The following is a 12,935-nucleotide window of genomic DNA, read 5'->3' as shown; positions in this document are numbered from 1 at the left end:
CACTCGTGCGGCCTGAATGCCGTTGAGCGGTCGCCGAATGCCAGAGCCGTTGCCGCAGCGGTCGATCCACGACCAGCCGACGGCCAACGAGGTTGAACAAGGTGATTCGAAGTTCGATCCTGCGGATCTACCCGGTTCATGGGAGAACGGTGCAGGAGCGCTCGCTACTGCTCCGCTCGAACCCCTTACCTCCGACCAGTGGCACCTGAGCGTTCGGCCGTTCACGGGCCTTCAGCGAGAACATCGCTACGCCCCAAACGGCTACACTGAGTCTCCTGTGTGCCGCCGGACCCCTGGAAGGCCATGCCCTCGACACCCGCACCCCTCGACAAGCGGAAGATCGGCGAGTACGCCCGCTCGCAGTCAGCCCACGCCCGCAACATCCTGCTTCAGTACGACCGGCTCGCCGCCGCCCCGGCGCAGCTGCGCGCCGCCGTCCGCGACCAGTACGCCGTCCTCGCCCGCGAGGAGGTCGCCGAGCGCCTCGCGAAGATGCCCACCGGCGACCTCAAGAAGGTCGCGAAAGGCATGCGCCTGGGGAAGCTGGAGCAGGCCGGATTCAGCACCGTCGCCCTGATCCGCAGCGCCTCCCACCACCGGCTCCAGCAGGTACCCGGTGTCGGGGCGCAGACCGTCGAAGAAGTCAAAGCCGCCGCCGACCTCCTGGCCGAGCGCGCCGCCGCCGACACGCGCCCCCGCCTCGACCCGGTCCGCAAGGACCCCCGCCACACCAGAATCCTGGCGACCCTGGCCGCCGAGCGGGCCGCCGGAGCCGCCGCAGACGGACTGCGAGACGCCGTCCAGCGCTTCAAAACCCGCACCGCGCCGCACATCGCCGCCGCCGACCGCGCCGCCAGCAAGACCGCGATGTTCTGGTCCGGCCGCAAGCGCAAAGCCGAAGCGCTCGCCGGCCTCGACGCGCTCGAAGCGGTCATCGCCGACTTCGAGACCGGCTCACTCGTCCGCAGTCTCGCGGAAGCGCTCGAACGCGCCGACCCCGGCCGCTGGTCCGCCGACGAGCTCTGGCGCGACTTCGAACTCCAGGCCGCGAACGTCAACACGTCGCTCGCGAAGATCACCGGCGCCGACATCGAGGACGCCGCGCGCCGAGGACTTCGTCAGTCCCGAACTACGCCAGAAGATCGAGGCGCTGCCGTTCGACGCCAGCCTCATGCGCACCGACCTCCGCTTCTACCAGCTGTTCGGAGCGAAGTACACGATCCACCAGGAGCAGGCGATCATCGGCGACGAGATGGGCCTGGGCAAGACCATCCAGGCCCTCGCGGTCGCCGCGCACCTCGCCGCGAAAGGTCAGCGACGCTTCCTTGTCGTTTGCCCTGCCAGCGTGGTCCCGAACTGGCTCAACGAGATCCGCAAACACACCCGCCTGGCGTCGTTCAGCCTCCACGGCACCGGCCGTGAAGCCGAGGCCCGCAAATGGCTGCACCGCGGCGGCATCGCGGTCACCACGTTCAACACCATCGACCGACTGGAGACGCTGCGCCGCCACGCGGACGCCGAGACCGCGCTCCTCGTAGTCGACGAGGCCCACTACATCAAGAACCCGGGCACGAAACGCACCCAGGCCGTCAGGGCCGCCATCGGCCGGTCCCAGCGGACCCTGTTCCTCTCCGGCACTCCGATGGAGAACCGGGTCGAGGAGTTCCAGGCGCTCATCGGGTATCTCCGGCCCGACATCGCCAGGCGGGTCGACGCGGGTGACGCCGTGGTCGGGGCCAGGGCATTCCGCCGCCTGGTCGCCCCGGTGTACCTGCGGCGCAACCAGGAAGACGTGCTCACCGAACTGCCCGAGAAGATCGAGGTCGAGGAGTGGGTGCAGTTCACCGGGGACGACGCGAACGCCTACCGCGACCAGGTGCGGGCGCGGAACCTCATGGGCATGCGACAAGCCTCCTCGGCTATGCCCGGCACCGCGAAACTGGACCGGCTGGCGGAGCTCGTCGAAGACGCAGGTGCTGAAGGCCAGAAGGTCATCGTATTCTCGTACTTCCTCGACGTCCTCGCCGCCGCCGGGTCCAGGCTCGGCAATCTCGCGATCGGCCCGATCACCGGGAGCGTTCCTGCACGGAAGCGCCAGGACATGATCGACGACTTCACCCGCCGCGAAGGCCCGGCGGTGATCCTGGCACAGATCGAAGCGGGCGGAGTCGGCCTGAACATCCAGGCCGCGTCAGTCGTAATCATCGCCGAACCGCAGTGGAAGCCGAGCGTCGAGCAGCAGGCGATCGCCCGCGCCCACCGGATGGGCCAGACCCGACGCGTCCAAGTGCATCGCCTGCTCGCCAAAGACGGCGTGGACGAGCGCATCCGGGAAGTCCAGGAGCAGAAGCAGCTCCTGTTCGAGCACTACGCGCGGCAGAGCGACGCGAAATCCACCGACGGCATGGCCACCGACACCGGCATCGCCCGCCCCGCCCCGCTCGACGACGACTCGATCCCGCTGGAACAGCGGATCATCGTGGCGGAACGGGCCCGACTCGGCCTCTGACGACTATGCCGACACAGCAGAAAAAGCCAGGTCCGAAGACCTGGCTCTCATTGGTGCGCCGCGAGGGATTCGAACCCCCAACCTTCTGATCCGTAGTCAGATGCTCTATCCGTTGAGCTAGCGGCGCAGGTCGGCTTGATCGTTTCGATCAGGACCGGGCATAACCTTACCTGGGTCGAAAACGAATCTGCAACCGGGTGTGATGTTGTGTCCTGGGCCATTAGTCCTGTCGTGGTCCAACCAACACGCCGCCCGACAGCCGCCTTGGTCCAACTAACACACCACGTCTCAGCAGTTGTCGAGGACCGTCTTCGCCAGGGCGCGCCAGGCGGCGGGCAGGGCCTCGGCGCGCTCGGGGAGGGGAGCGGTCGCGGCCGCCCAGACGGCCGCCTCGGCCTCCGGGACCTCGTCGCCCAGGACGTAGCGCTCGACGAAGGCCGCGCGGTGCTCGTGGCCGGGGAAGAAGTACCCGCCCGCCGCGAACAACGCCACATAGGCGCGGTGCAGCCCCTCAGTGAGGGTCTCGGCGAGCTCCCACGGGTCCGAGGCGTCGCCCAGGCGCTTCGCGATCGCCTCGACCTCGGCCGCGACCGCCTCGCGGGAAGCGTCGGCCAGGGCCTGCGGGAACTCGGTCGCCTCCGCGCGCGCCTTCGAACCCAGCTCCGAGTCGTCCGCCAAGAGGGTGCCCTCGGCGAAACGGGAGATGACGTGCAACGCCTCGTCCCCCGGGTGGCGCCAGCCCTCACCGCGGTCCAGGGCCTCCAGGTGGGCCTGGAAGCGCGCGACCGTGAGGTGCACGGCCTCGGCGCTGGCGTCGGCGGGGACCGCGTCGGTCTCCCACACGCAGACCAGCTCCGCCTCCTCCCCGAAACCGGACAGGGCGGGGCCGTGCGCGTAGGCGAACGCCAGGCGCTCGTCGTCGTTGATGTCGGCGAGGACGTCGGTGGAGAGCCTGAGGACCGCGTGCGGAAGGGACATGCCGCAATTGTGGCCGTTGTTCGCAACCGCGTCCACCCGACGGACGGCGCGCCGGCGAGGTGATTCGGGCCATGCGCCCGCCACGGCCGAAACATGGGGATCAGCGGAGACCTCATGTCGCATGTGGCGGTTAGCATGTGCAGATGGCAACACCCACCGGCCGCAACGGCACGGATCTCGAGCCTGGCGCGGTCGCCGCCTGGCGGGCACACTCGCAGCGCCTCTGGGGCGAGCGCTTCGCCACCCCGATGGACGCGTTCAGGCACCTGGGAGCAGTCCAGTCCCAGGAGTACCAGCCCTCGAAGCTCACCCCCGCGATGCGCACCCGACCCGACGCCGAGGGGCTGCCGTTCGCGGCCGTCGACTCGATCGACGCCCTCATCGACAAGGGCGCGGTCGTCCGCACCCACGTCCTGCGCACCACCTGGCACACCGTCCCGATCGAGGACCTGCGGATGATGCTCGCCGCCGGCGGCGAGCGCGTCGTGAACCTCATGGGCACGAACAACCGCGCCTGGGGGCTCGACGACCGGACCCTCGACCGCGGCGCCGAGGTGCTCGCCGCGGCCACCGCGGGCGGGCAGCACCTGACGCGCGAGGAGGCCGCGGAGGCGCTGGCCGCGGCCGGGGTCGCGGACCCGACGAGCACGCGGCTGATCCACCTGCTCATGCACGCGGAGCTGAAGTCGGCGATCTGCTCGGGCACTCCCAAGGGCGGCAAGCAGACGTACGCGAACTTCGACGAGCGCGTCCCGGCTGGCGCGATCGAGCAGGACGAGGCGATCCGGGCGCTCGCGGAGCGGTTCTTCACCTCGCGCGGGCCGGCGACGCTCAAGGACTTCACACGCTGGGCGACGTTGAAGGTCGCCGACGCGAAGGCCGCGTTGGACGGTCTCGGCCTGCAGGAGCTGCGGGTCGGCGACCAGGTGCTCTACTACTCGCAGGAGCCGCCGGCGGCGCGCGAGAGCGGCCCGGTGGTGGACTTCGTGCAGGGCTTCGACGAGATGCTGTGCGCCTACACGGACTCGAAGGAGTTCGTGATGCACCATTCGGTGCCGCGCACGCGCTTCCCGGGCCGGGCGCGGTACTCGGCGGTGATCCTGCTCGACGGGCAGGTGATCGGCAGCTGGAAGGCGACGCCGAAGAAGGAGTCCGTGCTCATCGAGACGTGGCGGGTCCGGGGCTTCACGGCCGCCGAGATCGCGGCGCTGCGCCGCGGCGCCGACCGACTGCGCGCCTGGTACGGAAAGCCGGAGATGGAGCTCGTCCTCGACCACGAGTCCTGAGGCGAGGCCCGCATTGCGAGGAACCTTCGGTTACGTGCCGTGTCGGTGCCGTGCCGTAGCTTGGTTGACGAGGGGGCCTGCGTGAAGGACAAATCCGGAATTCCGGAAATGCCCCGCATGCAGGCCCCCTCGTCAATTACCTATACCCCGCGGGGCCGACATCGCCAGCCCCTGAGGTGTATTCGCGTTTACAGGCGGCCCAGGGCTTCGGCGAAGGGGGCGAGGCCCATCGAGCCGAGGTTGAGGGCGTCCGAGTGGAACTGCTTGAGGCTGAAGTCCGCGCCCTTGCGGTTCTTGTAGTCCTCGCGGGCCTGCATCCAGAGGCGCTCGCCGACCTTGTACGACGGGGCCTGACCGGCCCAGCCGAGGTAGCGGTTGACCTCGAAGTGGAGCATGTCGTCCTCGATCGTGCGGGTGTGGGCCCGCATGAACTCGAACATCTTCTCGCCGTCCCAGGTCTCGCCGGCGCGCCAGCCGAACGGGTTGTCCTCGGGGATGGCGAACTCGCAGTGGAGGCCGATGTCGACCACGACGCGGGCGGCGCGGAAGGCCTGCGCGTCGAGCATGCCGAGGCGCCCGGCCGGGTCCTCGTCGTAGTAGCCGAGCTCGTCCATGAGCCGCTCGGAGTAGAGCGCCCAGCCCTCGCCGTGGCCCGAGCACCACATCATCTGGCGCTGGAAGCGGTTGAGCAGCTCGATGCGCGCCATGGTCTGGCCGACCTGGAGGTGGTGGCCCGGCACGCCCTCGTGGTACACAGTGGACTTCTCACGCCACTTGCCGAAGAGCTTCTGGCCCTCCGGCACCGACCACCACATCGCGCCGGGACGGGAGAAGTCCTCGCTCGGTCCGGTGTAGTAGATCGCCCCGTCCTCGGTCGGCGCGATCTTGCAGTCGATGGTGCGGATCTGCTCGGGGATGTCGAAGTGCTTGTCCGCGAGGTCGGCGATCGTCGAGTCGGCGAGGTCCTGCATCCAGTCGCGGAACACGGCCTTGTCGGTCATGTTCTGCTCGGGGTCCTGGTCGAGGAAGGCCACGACCTCCTCGATGGACGCGCCGGGCTTGATCTTCTCGCAGGTCGCGCGCATGTCGGCCTCGATGCGGGCCAGCTCCTGCCAGCCCCACGCGTACGTCTCCTCGAGGTCGATCGCGGAGCCGATGAAGTACCGGGACGCGCGCGAGTACCGGTCGCGGCCGACCGCGTCGTTCTCGGGCGCCTGCGGGGCCAGCTCTTCGCGCAGGAACAGCGCGAAGCGGGTGGCGGCGTACCGGGCGCGGGTCGCGCCGTCGCTCAGGGCGATGCGCAGCGCGCCGGTCTTGATCGGCTGCCCGTCGACCGTGACGCCGTTGACCAGGTTCGCCCAGAAGTCGGTCTCGATGCCCTTGGCGCCGTTCCAGTTGTCGCAGTGCAGCGCGACTTCGAGGATCTGCCGCTTGGCGGCGACGCGCCCCTCGGCGGCCTCGGCGCGCAGCGTCTCGGTGTACTGCTCGAACGCGGTGGGGACGGCCTCGAGGCGGGCCGCGATGTTCTCGGCGGCCTCCTGGCCGTCCTTCGGCATGAGGTCGAAGATCTGCCGCACGCTGTGCACGGGGGAGGCGAGGACGTTGAGGCTCAAGTAGGTGTCGCCCGCCTCGTGGCGCTCCATCTGCAGGCGCAGCCGCTCGAGGATGGCCTCCTTGGCGACGCGCTCGCGCTCGTCCACGGGCTCGGCGGCCTCGAGGTCGGCGATCGCCTTGCGGGTCAGTGCGGCTTCGGCCTCGAGCCCGGCGGGCGAGAGGTCGTCGATCTCGTGGTCGTGTCCGGGGACGCCCATGCTCGTGGCCGTGAGGGGGCTCAGAGCGATGACGTCCTCTACGTACTGGTCGGCGATGCGATCGATGCTTCTCATGAAGTGGACTTTACGCGAGGGCGCCGGGCGAGCGCGACCTCGCTTTCGACCGCTTCGAGCCATCCGCCGGCCGCGCCGAGTTCCGCGAGCGCTTCGCGCGCGAGCGGGATACGTTGTGCCGCAAGGGGTTCCGGAGGCCAGTCCGCGCGGCGGGCGCGGGCTTCGTCGAACCATTCACTGATTGAACTTGGCCAATCGGTGTATGCGTCGAGGTGGCGCCGCGCCGTCTCGAGTTCTGTGGCGAGGTCGTCGGCGGCCGCGATGAGCTCACCGCGATTGCCTTCGACCATGCCCGTGAACAGGGCGGTCGGGCTGGCCGCGACGCGGGTGCCGTCGCGGAACGAGCCCGCCGCGAGGGTCCGGGCCAGCGGCTCGTCGGCGACGCGCACGAGCGCGGCGGCGACCAGGTGCTCCAGGTGCGAGATGCGGGCGGCGGCCCGGTCGTGCGCGGCGGCGGTGGCGGGCACGACGTGCGCGCCGATCGACGTCCACAGCGAGGCGAGCGCGGTCCAGTCGCCGAGGTCGGTGTCCGCTTCGAGGCACAGCACCCACTTGCGGCCCCGGAACAGGTCCGGCTCGGCTGCGGCGAACCCGGCGGTCTCCTTGCCCGCCATGGGATGCCCGCCCACGAACCGGTGGCGTGCGAACAGCCGCGCGGGCTCGGCCTTGACCGAGGACACGTCAGTGACCAGGCCGGTGTAGCCGTCCAAGGTCTCGGCGGCGACGCCCGCGAGGTGCCGGAACGGGGCGGCGACGACCGCGAGGTCGGTGCCGGCGAGGTCAGCGGGGTCGCCGGTGACGGGGAAGTGCGCGGCGGCGGCGTCGCGGGTGGCCGGGTCGGGGTCGAAGCCGAGCACGTCGTGCCCGGCCTCGGCCAGGGCGAGCGCGGCGGAGCCGCCGATGAGGCCGAGCCCGATGACCGCGACGCGCATCAGAGGTAGAGCCCCGTGCCGTCGTTGTCGACGCGCTTGGCGGCGACCGCGTGGATGTCGCGCTCGCGCAGGAGGAGGAAGGTGCTGCCCTGCAGCTCGACCTCGGCCTTGTCCTCGGGGTCGAACAGGACCCGGTCGCCGGCTTCGACCGAGCGCACGAGGGGGCCGACGCCGACGGCTTCGGCCCAGTGCAGGCGGCGGCCCATGGCGGCGGTGGCGGGGATGACGATGCCGGCGGCGGAGCGGCGCTCGGAGTCCGCGTCCTCGCGCACGAGGAGGCGGTCGTGGAGGAGCCGGACCGGCAGGCCGGTCGTGGAGTCCAACGGTGTATCGGTCACAGCGCGCCAGCTTACCGGGAGTGGGAGTGCGGCGCGCAGTGCGAGCGGGGAGTCTCACTCCGTCCCACGGGGTCGGGTGTGGCGGGAGCGTGCGCCCCCAGTACCAGGGTGCATCGTGGGTACGACAATCCGGCGATCATCGAGTGCCAGCGCCCCACGGGCTCGGGAGTGGCGGCATCGAGCGCCCCCGTGTACCAGGGTGGCTGGTGAGTACGGCGATCCGGCGATCATCAGTGCCAGCGCCCCACGGGTCGGGTGCGGGGAAGTGAGTGCCCTCGAATACCAGGGTGCCCTGCGGGTACGACAATTCGTCGCCGAGCGCCGAGCGCCGAGCGCCGAGCGCCGAGTGCCGAGCGCCGAGTGCCGAGCGCCGAGTGCCGAGTGCCGAGTGCCGAGCGCCGAGCGCTTCGTCGGAGTCCAGTCGGCCCTTCCGTCGGCGGTCGCGGAGCAGGGCCGCCGCCTTGGCTGCCGCGCGCCGGTTTCGGGCGTGCCCACCGTAACTCGGTACAGGCTGCTGTATCGGAAGAGTCGCACCGAACCGGTACGGTACGTGTTGACGTTGCACCCACCTCCTTCCGGAGGAACCGTCCTTGGAGAGACCGTTGAGCCGATTCCGCCGCACCACCGCCCGGGCACGTCAGTTGTGGATCGGCATGCGCCTCAACCCTGTCGCCGAACGCGCGCTCGCCGCGCGCGAGCCCGACGACGAACCCGAGATCCCCCTCGTCATCGCCGACGGCGCGGGCGACATACCGCCCGAACTCGACCAGTCCGGCGACGGCGAGCACCCCGAGCGCCGCTTCGTCCCCACCGGGCTCGCCGTGGCCGCCGCCTGGTCCTGGCGGCTCCTCATCATCGGCGTCGTGATCGCCGTCGCGCTCTACCTCCTCAGCTACGTCACCGTCGTCGTCATCCCCGTCGCGATCTCGTTCCTCCTCGCCGCGATGCTCCAGCCGGCCGCCGCCTGGCTCATCCGCCACGGCTGGAACAAGTCCCTCGCCTCGATCCTCATGCTCGTCGCGGGCCTCGCCGCCGTCGGCGCGATCCTCACCTTCGTCGTCCAGCAGTTCATCGCGGGCATCCCCGACTTCTACGATTCGATCCTCACCGGCCTCAAGGACGCCCAGGCCTGGCTCGAATCCGGCCCCTACGGCCTCGACGGCGCCCAGGTCGCCGTGTTCCTCGAGGACATCCAGGGCAACATCACCGACTGGTACGACGAGAACCAGCAGACCATCGTGCAGACCGGCCTCGACGTCGCCGGCTCGACCGCCTCCGGCCTCGGCAACTTCGTCACCGGCCTGTTCCTGGTCCTGTTCACCACTTACTTCTTCATCCGCGACGGCCGCAAGATCTGGACGTTCCTCACCGGGATGCTCCCGCGCACCGCCTCCGAGCCGCTCCGCTACGCCGGCGGCGCCGGCTGGTCGACCCTCGTGCAGTACATGCGCACCATCGTGGTCGTCGCCGCCGTCGACGCGATCTTCATCGGCCTCGGCCTCTACCTCCTCGAAGTGCCGCTGTGGCTGCCGCTGACCACGCTGATCTTCCTCGGCGCGTTCGTCCCCATCATCGGTGCGACGGTCTCGGGCATCGTCGCCGTCGTCGTCGCCCTCGTCGGCACCCCGAACGGCATCGTCACCGCCCTCATCGTGCTCGGCATCGTCCTCGCCGTGCAGCAGCTCGAGTCGAACCTGCTGCAGCCCTTCCTGATGAGCCGCGCCGTCAAACTCCACCCGCTCGCGATCGTCCTCGCCGTCACCGCGGGCGGCTTCGTGTGGGGCATCATCGGCGCGCTCGTCGCCGTCCCGATCCTCGCGATCGTCAACGGCACGGTCCGCGCCCTCAACCGCTACCGCGAGGCCCGCCGCGAAGCCCAGGCCCGCGGTCTCGAAGGCGAGGACGCCACCGCCGAAGCGGTCAGAGTCAGCTCCGGGGGCGACCCCGACGACGGCCCCGGCCGTGACAGCGGCGCCGGCCGCAAGAGCAGCACCGACGCGGGCGAGCAGGCGGCCCAGGAGGCATGAGCGCCAACGCGACCGCGACCAAGACCGCGAACAAGACCAAGACCGCCACCAAGGCCGAACGAGACGCCCTCGCCATCCTCGACGCCGCCGTCGCCGCCACGCCGCACGGCCAGGCCCGCGAAGGCCAGCGCGAGATGTGCGCGGCCGTCGCCGACTCGATCGCGAACAACCGTCACCTGCTCGTCCAGGCGGGCACCGGCACGGGCAAGTCCCTCGCCTACCTCTGCGCGGCCCTCGCCGCCGGGGAGACCGTCGTCGTCTCCACCGCGACCCTGGCGCTCCAGCACCAGCTCGTGGCCGTCGACCTGCCGCGCCTCGTGGAGGCCGTCGAGCCCGTGCTGGGCCGCAAACCGACCTTCGCGCTCCTCAAAGGCCGCCACAACTACGCCTGCAAACGCAAGCTCGCCGGTGAAGAGGACGAGGAGGAGGGCTTCCTCGAGGGCACCGAGACGCTGAAGTGGGCCGGGCAGCAGGCGTCCTTCTCCAAGCAGGTGCAGCGCCTCTTCGACTGGGCGAACGACACCGACACCGGCGACCGGGACGACCTCGACCCGGGCGTCTCCGACCGCGCCTGGCGCCAGGCCTCCACGTCGGCGACCGAATGCGTCGGCGCGAACAACTGCCAGCAGGGCCCGGACTGCTTCGCCGAGCTCGCGCGCGCCCGCGCCCGCGAGGCCGACATCGTGGTCACCAACCACGCACTGCTCTCGATCGACATGATGCACGGCCGCACGGTCCTGCCCGAGCACACCGTCCTCATCGTCGACGAGGCGCACGAACTGGTCGACCGCGTGACCGCGGCGGCGCGCGCCGAGCTGAGCCCGGCGCGGCTGCGCTGGCTGGCGCAGCGCGGCCGGCGCCTCATCGACACCGGGGTCGCCGACGAGCTCCGCGAGGCCGCCGACGAGCTCGAGAACGCTTTGAACTTCGCGGGGGAGCGGCGCTTCCCCGACGCTCTGCCCGAGCCGCTCACCGAGGCGCTCAACCTGATCAACCGCGCCTGCGTCAAGGCGACGACGATGCTGGCCACCTTGGACGACGAGACCAAGAAGCAGCTGAGCACCCAGCAGGTCAAGGCGGGGATCACGGAGGCGCAGACGACCGCGGGGCGCTGCGCCGCGCCGTCGCCCGACGACGTGATCTGGTCCGAGCCGAACGGCCCGACCCTGGTGGCCGCCCCGCTATCGGTCGGCGGCCTGCTCACCGAGCGGCTGTACGAGGAGCGCGTCGTGATCGCCGCGTCGGCGACGCTCGCGCTGGGCGGCCGGTTCGACATGGTCGCCAGGGGTCTCGGCCTGCCCGCGCCGACGGGCGAGGAGGACCGCAAGCGGGCCGTGTCCCCTGCGGAGGGCGAGGTGACGCCCGGTGGCCCGGGGTGGGACGCGCTCGACGTCGGTTCCCCGTTCGACTACCGCAAGCAGGGCATCCTCTACGTCGCGGCGTCGCTGCCGCGCCCGACCGCGTCGGGCCTGTCGGATGAGTCGGGCAAGGAGCTGGTGCGCCTGGTCGAGGCGAGCCGCGGTGCGGCGCTCGGCCTGTTCTCGTCGAAGAGGGCCGCCGAGGCGGCGGCCGAGCTGCTGCGCGCGCAGACCGACTACGACATCCTCCTGCAGGGCGAGGAGACCCTGGCGAGCCTGGTGAAGCGGTTCAAGGAGGAGGAGTCGACGTGCCTGCTCGGGGTGATGAGCCTCTGGCAGGGCGTGGACGTGCCGGGCATGACCTGCCGCCTCGTGGTCGTCGACCGCATCCCGTTCCCGCGCCCGACCGAGCCGTTGACGGCGGCGCGGTCGGAGGCGGCGGACGCGGCGGGCCGCTCGGGGTTCGCCGAGGTCTCGGTCCCGGCCGCGGCGATCCGGCTCGCGCAGGGCGCGGGGCGGCTCATCCGCCGCACCACGGACCGGGGCGTGGTCGCGATCCTCGACTCGCGGCTGGAAACGAGCCGCTCGTACGGGAAGTTCATGCGGGATTCGCTGCCGCCGTTCTGGTACACGACGAAGTCCGATTCGGTGGTGGGCGCGCTGGGGCGCCTCGCCGAGACCGCGAATGACTGATGCCGAACGCTGATTGAGAGCCGCCCGCTCTGGGAACCCGTCTTGCCGACACGGCAAGAAGGGCCCAGTGGCGTGCGTTGCGAGCGCCCCCGAAGCCAAAGGTGAACAAGAGATGAATTCAAGTGAAACCTTTGCATAACCCCAGCTTGGAGCGGTTTCGTGGAGTCTCACACAGGAGACTTCACGAGCTTGTGTCGCGTTCACCTGGATGTTAACTTCGCGGTGACGATTTCCACCCGTCCCCTGAGCCGATCGGTACAGTGAGGACAGTCAAAACGACCGAAAGCAGGGGTGCCCAGTGCGGTTCTCGCTGAAGCCTCAGGACGACGCGTTCTACGCCTTCTTCAACGACGCGGCGGACAACATCCGCCGGGGCGTGTCGATCCTGGCCGAACTGGGCGACGAGTCGGCCGACTACCAGAAGATCTCCGAGCGCCTCGTCGACGTCGAGCACGACAACGACCAGCTCACCCACCGGCTCTTCAACAAGGTCAACTCGACCTTCGTCACGCCGATGGACCGCACCGACATGTACCACCTGGCCGGCAAGCTCGACGACATCCTCGACCACATCGAGGCCGCCGCGAACCTCGTCTACCTCTACGGCCTCTCCGAGCTGCCCGCCCTGCCCCGCGAGATGATCGAGCAGATCACCGTCCTCGTCTCCCAGGCCGACCTCCTCGCCGAGTACATGCCCAAGCTCAAGGGCCTCAACGCCTCGATGAAGGACTTCTGGGTCGAGTGCAACCGCCTCGAGAACGACGGCGACCGCGCTTACCGCATGCTCCTGGTGCGCCTGTACTCCGGCGAGTACCCGGCCCTCACCGTCATGAAGCTCAAAGAGGTCGCCGACGAGCTCGAGGCCGCCTGCGACTCCTTCGAGTCGGTCTCCAACGTCGTCGAGTCGGTCTACGTCAAGGAATCCTGA

At 70.1% G+C, this 12,935-nt stretch carries 11 protein-coding genes and 1 tRNA gene; 5 read left to right on the top strand and 7 right to left on the bottom strand.

Annotation, left to right across the window (positions count from 1 at the left end; all coding sequences use genetic code 11):
* Positions 1-363: 363 nt before the first annotated feature.
* Both AB0K52_RS20050 and AB0K52_RS20045 read right to left on the bottom strand, forming a co-directional pair.
* Entirely contained in the window at positions 364-831 is a 468-nt protein-coding gene (locus AB0K52_RS20050) for a hypothetical protein (protein ID WP_363534380.1), read from the bottom strand.
* A 123-nt stretch (positions 832-954) separates the two neighbouring features.
* On the bottom strand, positions 955-1,173 hold the full coding sequence (locus AB0K52_RS20045) for a hypothetical protein (RefSeq protein ID WP_363534377.1): 219 nt from the start codon (positions 1,171-1,173) through the stop codon (positions 955-957).
* Between AB0K52_RS20045 and AB0K52_RS20040 the strand changes: the two genes are divergently transcribed.
* Complete coding sequence (locus AB0K52_RS20040) at positions 1,172-2,509, top strand: DEAD/DEAH box helicase (protein ID WP_363534374.1); 1,338 nt, start codon at positions 1,172-1,174, stop codon at positions 2,507-2,509. The genes AB0K52_RS20045 and AB0K52_RS20040 overlap by 2 nt on opposite strands.
* Before the next feature lie 51 nt (positions 2,510-2,560).
* Here the strand turns inward: AB0K52_RS20040 and AB0K52_RS20035 are convergent.
* Positions 2,561-2,636: transfer RNA gene (locus AB0K52_RS20035), tRNA-Arg, on the bottom strand.
* Positions 2,637-2,797: 161 nt separating this feature from the next.
* Entirely contained in the window at positions 2,798-3,487 is a 690-nt protein-coding gene (locus AB0K52_RS20030; RefSeq protein ID WP_363534371.1) for a hypothetical protein, read from the bottom strand.
* Positions 3,488-3,630: 143 nt separating this feature from the next.
* On the opposite strand from AB0K52_RS20030, the gene AB0K52_RS20025 reads away from it, so the two are divergent.
* Positions 3,631-4,773, top strand: a complete 1,143-nt coding sequence (locus AB0K52_RS20025; RefSeq protein ID WP_363534368.1) for a winged helix DNA-binding domain-containing protein — start codon at positions 3,631-3,633, stop codon at positions 4,771-4,773.
* Positions 4,774-4,961: 188 nt separating this feature from the next.
* On the opposite strand, the gene AB0K52_RS20020 is transcribed toward AB0K52_RS20025, so the two are convergent.
* From AB0K52_RS20020 to AB0K52_RS20010, 3 genes are read right to left on the bottom strand one after another with little or no spacing between them, the layout of a single operon-like run.
* A complete protein-coding gene (locus AB0K52_RS20020) occupies positions 4,962-6,659 on the bottom strand; it encodes a DUF885 domain-containing protein (RefSeq protein ID WP_208499183.1) in 1,698 nt (565 codons plus the stop codon).
* Entirely contained in the window at positions 6,656-7,591 is a 936-nt protein-coding gene (locus tag AB0K52_RS20015) for a prephenate dehydrogenase/arogenate dehydrogenase family protein (protein ID WP_363534365.1), read from the bottom strand. Before AB0K52_RS20015 ends, AB0K52_RS20020 begins: the two co-directional genes overlap by 4 nt.
* Positions 7,591-7,929 carry a co-chaperone GroES gene (locus tag AB0K52_RS20010; protein ID WP_208499179.1) on the bottom strand — a complete coding sequence of 113 codons (339 nt, stop codon included), beginning with the start codon at positions 7,927-7,929 and terminating at the stop codon, positions 7,591-7,593. Before AB0K52_RS20010 ends, AB0K52_RS20015 begins: the two co-directional genes overlap by 1 nt.
* A 602-nt stretch (positions 7,930-8,531) precedes the next feature.
* Between AB0K52_RS20010 and AB0K52_RS20005 the strand changes: the two genes are divergently transcribed.
* The 3 genes from AB0K52_RS20005 (at position 8,532) to AB0K52_RS19995 (ending at position 12,935) form a co-directional block, all read left to right on the top strand.
* On the top strand, positions 8,532-9,956 hold the full coding sequence (locus AB0K52_RS20005) for an AI-2E family transporter (protein WP_363534361.1): 1,425 nt from the start codon (positions 8,532-8,534) through the stop codon (positions 9,954-9,956).
* The gene (locus tag AB0K52_RS20000; RefSeq protein ID WP_363534358.1) at positions 9,953-12,007 is read left to right on the top strand and encodes an ATP-dependent DNA helicase; all 2,055 of its coding nucleotides are present in this window, start codon (positions 9,953-9,955) and stop codon (positions 12,005-12,007) included. Before AB0K52_RS20005 ends, AB0K52_RS20000 begins: the two co-directional genes overlap by 4 nt.
* 298 nt (positions 12,008-12,305) lie before the next feature.
* Positions 12,306-12,935 (top strand): DUF47 family protein, encoded by a 630-nt coding sequence (locus tag AB0K52_RS19995; protein WP_363534355.1) that lies wholly within the window; start codon positions 12,306-12,308, stop codon positions 12,933-12,935.

This window comes from Glycomyces sp. NPDC049804, from assembly GCF_040674615.1.
Classification (GTDB): domain Bacteria; phylum Actinomycetota; class Actinomycetes; order Mycobacteriales; family Micromonosporaceae; genus Glycomyces; species Glycomyces niveus.
This window is presented reverse-complemented; position numbering and strand designations above follow the sequence as displayed.